Below are 5128 nucleotides of genomic sequence, written 5' to 3'. Positions count from 1 at the left end.
ATTTAAAAACAGCAATGCTATACAATTTTATTTATTTGGTACATATACATAATACAATTTCAATTTGTGCTGCATGTGAAGTTAGCGTAAATTTAGGATGAAGATTTTTCAAATAATTGAAACGCTTTTGGATACTATAGAATTCATTTAACTTTCTATAACTTTTTATTACAAAACTAAAAACAACTAGATGATTCTACCTATAACTATCCAGCTTTTTTAACACATGTTAGGCATTTGTATATACTATTGCAAAACACATTATTATTGAGGGGGAATTTATATGCCAACACCGTCACAAGAACAAGTTGAAGAAGCTCGTGAAACGTACGTCAGTCGTATTATTTTAGTTGGTGGTTCAGCTTTATTTTTAACAGGTGGTGTTATATCTGCAATTTCAGCCTTTAAAAGTTATAACCGTTTGGCAAATACGCCACCTTCTTCAAATGATTCATAATTGCATCGTTCATTCCTTTATATAATACAAATGCCGCCTCTACTATAGAGACGGCTTTATATAAAAACATTATTAAATTCATTTGAACTTTATTGAAAAAACGTTATACCGATTTGGCACAATGTTCAAAATAATGATAGATACTTTCAATTTGACAAGCTTATTTCACCACAAACCGCGTCTGACTACAGCCATCCTTCTGCTTCGTTACTTCTAATACAGCTGGCATTGCGTTTTTCAGTTCTTGAACGTGTGAAATTACGCCGATAAAGCGGCCTGATTTTTGCAAGTCGATTAGGGCGTCAACTGCTTTCGTTAATGACTCTTCATCTAATGAGCCGAATCCTTCATCGATAAACATCGTTTCGATGGAAATACCACCCTCATACGCTTGAATTACATCTGCCATTCCAAGCGCTAAGCAAAGTGATGCGTTAAATTTTTCACCGCCAGATAATGTTTTTACATCTCGGGTTTGACCTGTATATGCATCGTATACATCTAAGCCTAATCCACTTTGTCGATTCCTCTTTTCAACTCGTTCGCTTCGTTTTAAATAAAATTGTCCATTTGATAATTTACGTAGTCGTTCGTTCGCAATTTGAACAATTTGTTCTAAATACTCAATTAAGATGTAACGTTCAAAGGATATACGACTATCGTTATCCCCTTTCATTACTTCATATAAATCAACAAGTTCTTGGAATGCTTTTTCTTCCTCATGAATTTGTTCATCAATTCGTTTAATATTTTCATGTAAATCCGTAATATATGATACGGCATTTTGAGCACGTTGTCGTTTTTCTTTAATAATATCAAGGTGAATTTCCAATTCTTTGACTTGCTCATCTAATGAAGAAATGTCCATATACTCTTTATCTTTTAATTCTGCCTTTAATTCTTCAATTTGTTTTGTAAGTACTTCTAGAGATGAGTAATAACTTCGGATTTCTTGTTGTAACTTATCCATCTCAGCATCATTTAATTTGGATTCTGTATATGTTAATTGATCTGTAAATCCGCTTTGTTCTAGCTCTTTCATAAAGCGTGTGAAAGTCTCTTCTTTCTTCTCTTTTGCACCATTAAATTGATTAGAAGCACTATCATGTTCTGCTTGAATACGTATATTTTCATTTTGCCAATGTTGATACGCTTCTTGTACTTTCTCCCATTCATCTTCCATGAACCTGAGTTCTTGCAGAGCTTGGTCAAACTGTACTTTCCAAGCTTGTACCGTTTGCAAGCTTTCCGGAATATTTTGCTTATCATGTTCATATGACGTACGAAGCTGCATACACTCCATTTCAGTACGGTGCTGCATTGTTTCTACTTCACGCTTTTGTTTCTGGAGTTCTTCTACTTTTTCTTCTACGCTTTTTATATTCACAGCAATTTGCTTACGCGTTTCTTCACTTGCTTTTAACGCATTAACATCTGCTGCTAATTGCTTTCCTTTTTGAACGAGCGCCCTATATGTTTCTACTAATTCTTCTGCGCGATACCCTCGCTTTAGCACTTCTTCTATCACTTGTTCATATTGAACTCGATAGAAATTCCACTTTTCTTCTAATTGAACATGTGATTTTTCCGCAACGTTTTTCTTTTCTCTTAGCCCATTTAACTCTTTTTCATCAATGGCATTACTTTGCTCTGTAGCTTTTTTCGGGTGATCCATACTACCACATACTGGACAAGATTCACCATCATGTAAATGAAGAGCTAATATACCAGCTTGCTCACTTAACCAGCGGCGTTCCATATCTTCATACGCACTAACTGCCAGTTGCATCTTATGAAATGCAATTTCTTTTTCTTGCTCGTATTTTTGTTTTTCTTGCCATACATCATATGCCTGCTTTAATACTTTTGCATCTTCTCGCATATTCGTTAGTTCTTCTACTTTAGCTACATATTGTTCAAGCGCTACTTCTAATTGCTGTAATTCGCCAGACATTCTTTGTTTTTCATTTGTATGCGCTTCTAGTTGCTCATCTAACTTTTGCATACCTTCTTTTAATTTTCCTATTTGAATCTCAGCATTTTGCAAATTTAACTTTTTCTCAGCTAATGATGCAATAATTGGTTGTAACTCTTCTAGTCTTTGAACTTGTTTTTTAGCATTTTCTCGCTCGGATGCCTTATTCTTTAATGCTTCATATTTCTCCTGAGCAAGTGCAAAACTGTTCATTATATGTTCTTTTTTTGCGATTATCTGTTTTAACAAACTTTCAGACTGCTGTTCATGTTGCATCGCTTCCTCATACCATTGCTCAAATGGTAATAATCGCTTCGCCTGTTCCGCATGTTTAAAAGATTTTTCTTTCATTTCGATTACGGCACGGTTTTCTTGTAAAGTACTGTACTTCTCATTCTTTTGTTCTAAATCTTTGAATTTCTCATTTACAGCTTTTGCTGCATGAAAACGTGCCTCTGCTTCTTTTAATTGTTTCGTTTTGTCATTTTGTTCTACGTGTAATTGCTCAACCTCTGCATTGTACCAAATTGTTTCTTGTTCTAATGCCTCTACTACTTGATGTGTATTTACATGCTCTTGCTCCACTAATGTCTCTAATAATGCCCCATTACGTATTGGTAATTTAAATACATTACGGAAATATAGCTCACGTTCTTTTTGTTTTTCTTGTAAGACGTCTTTCCATTGTTTACGCTTTTGATCTAATATCTCACGCATTAATTTATAACGATCTGTTTTAAAAATGCGGCGTAGTATTTCTTCTTTATTTTCCGTTTCAGATGTTAATAATTTTCGGAACTCTCCTTGCGGTAACATGACAATTTGGCTAAATTGATGTTTACTTAATCCAATTAAATCTTCAACTTTTTTATTTACATCCGTTACATGAAAACGATCGACACATGGAACTTTTTCCTCATCAATTACTTCATATAATTCGACTGCATGTCCTGTAATTGTTTTATTTCCTTGTTTTTTATGGCCCAGTTGTCGTTTAATTTCATAACTTTTCCCTTTTAATTGAAAAGTTAATTCCACACTTGTATAAACATCATCATCAGCAAATTGGCTACGAAGCATGTTTGTATCACTGCGCTCTTCTCCACTAGCCTCTCCATATAATACATAACAAATCGCATCAAAAATTGTTGTCTTTCCAGCTCCTGTATTTCCAGAAATAGCGAAAATACGATGCTCACCAAGATCTTTAAAATCGATTACTTCTTTCTGTTTATATGGACCAAATGCGGTCATTATAAGCTGAATCGGTCTCATCCTCGCTCACCTTCCCGTTCTTGCACTGTTTGCAAAACATCTAAAAATAGACGTTCTTTCTCTTCTGATAAATCTAGCCCTTTCATTTCTTTATAAAATGCTTTTAAAAGAGATAAATCATCCGTTTTATGCCTTGAAACAGTTACTTCATTTTCATCTGTGAACTCTCGTCTTTGAATAGATCTTTCAACATGCATTGCATTTGGGTATACAGAACGTATTTTTTCCATTGGCTGCAAGACAGGATTTTCATCTAATAATTTCACAAATACATAATCTTCATTTACTGGATGAAGTAATAAATCGTCTATTTTCGCTTCTACTGTACGCATTTTACGACGCGGTGTAAGTAAACGTTTTTCAATTGTTGTTTCACCTTTTTCATCCAGTTCCACAATATAATATCCTTTTTTATGCTTTTCTTCAGAAATAGAATATGCAAGTGGTGAACCTGAATAACGAATTGTCTCATTACGTACAAAATGTGCTTGATGTAAATGGCCAAGCGCCGTGTAATGGAACTTATCAAAATAATGGCTATTTACATATTCAGCACCACCAATTGAAAGTGGGCGTTCCGCATCACTCGTATTTTCCTCTGCCTCTCCTGAAGAAGTTACAAATGCATGTCCTACAAATATGTGTCTCGCTTCTTTATCCATCGTTTCAGAGAGTTCGTTCATAAAAATACGCATCGCATCATCATGAGAACGAACATCTTCATTTTTCAATATATGTCTAACCATACTTGGGTCTGCATACGGAACGAGATGGAATTGAACCTCTCCGTATTCATCATTTAAAACAACAGGATTGTATGGAAACTGGAATTGTCCAACAATATGTAATCCTTGTTTTTTCATTAAATTACTACCAAAATGTATGCGGTCCGGACTATCGTGGTTTCCTGCAACTGCGATTACTGGGGTTTGTAAATCAATAACTATCTTTTGTAATACATCATTTAATAAGTCTACTGCTTCTGTAGGTGGAATTGCTCGGTCATATAAATCTCCTGCAATAATTACAGCATCCGGTTTTTCCTCTTCAACAGCTTGTACAAACTGATCTAACACAATTTTTTGATCTTCAGTCATATATACACCATGAACAAGCTTACCTAAATGCCAATCCGCTGTATGAAAAAACTTCATATTACCCTTCTCCTTTTAGTTTACTGATTGTAGTGAAACAAGCTGATAGTTTAGTGTAGTTTTTCCGTTCTCCCATTCTAACTTTTGGACAATTGCACTACCGATTCTTTCTTCGTTTGATTTATATAAAGGTAATACTTCTTGAATAGTAAATAGATGATAACCATCTAAAATTAATTGAAATAAATTATCTTCTATATGTAATCTTACTTCTTTTTCATTTGAAATAATTTTTGTGTGCATCTCAAATTTCATGCTAGATACAAC

4 protein-coding genes are annotated in these 5128 nt (G+C 34.3%); 1 reads left to right on the top strand and 3 read right to left on the bottom strand.

The window, feature by feature from the left end:
- Positions 1 to 283: 283 nt before the first annotated feature.
- Positions 284 to 457, top strand: a complete 174-nt coding sequence (locus tag AB3X48_RS17420; protein ID WP_002157923.1) for a hypothetical protein — start codon at positions 284 to 286, stop codon at positions 455 to 457.
- 160 nt (positions 458 to 617) lie between these two features.
- On the opposite strand, the gene AB3X48_RS17415 is transcribed toward AB3X48_RS17420, so the two are convergent.
- The 3 genes from AB3X48_RS17415 to AB3X48_RS17405 are packed head-to-tail and all read right to left on the bottom strand — an operon-like array spanning position 618 to position 5116.
- Entirely contained in the window at positions 618 to 3707 is a 3090-nt protein-coding gene (locus AB3X48_RS17415) for an AAA family ATPase (RefSeq protein ID WP_367959760.1), read from the bottom strand.
- Positions 3704 to 4861 carry an exonuclease SbcCD subunit D gene (locus tag AB3X48_RS17410; RefSeq protein ID WP_016104782.1) on the bottom strand — a complete coding sequence of 386 codons (1158 nt, stop codon included), beginning with the start codon at positions 4859 to 4861 and terminating at the stop codon, positions 3704 to 3706. Before AB3X48_RS17410 ends, AB3X48_RS17415 begins: the two co-directional genes overlap by 4 nt.
- A 15-nt stretch (positions 4862 to 4876) precedes the next feature.
- On the bottom strand, positions 4877 to 5116 hold the full coding sequence (locus AB3X48_RS17405; RefSeq protein ID WP_016104781.1) for a DUF2584 family protein: 240 nt from the start codon (positions 5114 to 5116) through the stop codon (positions 4877 to 4879).
- Between the last annotated feature and the right edge of the window lie 12 nt (positions 5117 to 5128).

This window comes from Bacillus sp. S4 (assembly GCF_040838205.1).
Lineage (GTDB): Bacteria > Bacillota > Bacilli > Bacillales > Bacillaceae_G > Bacillus_A > Bacillus_A cereus_U.
This window is presented reverse-complemented; position numbering and strand designations above follow the sequence as displayed.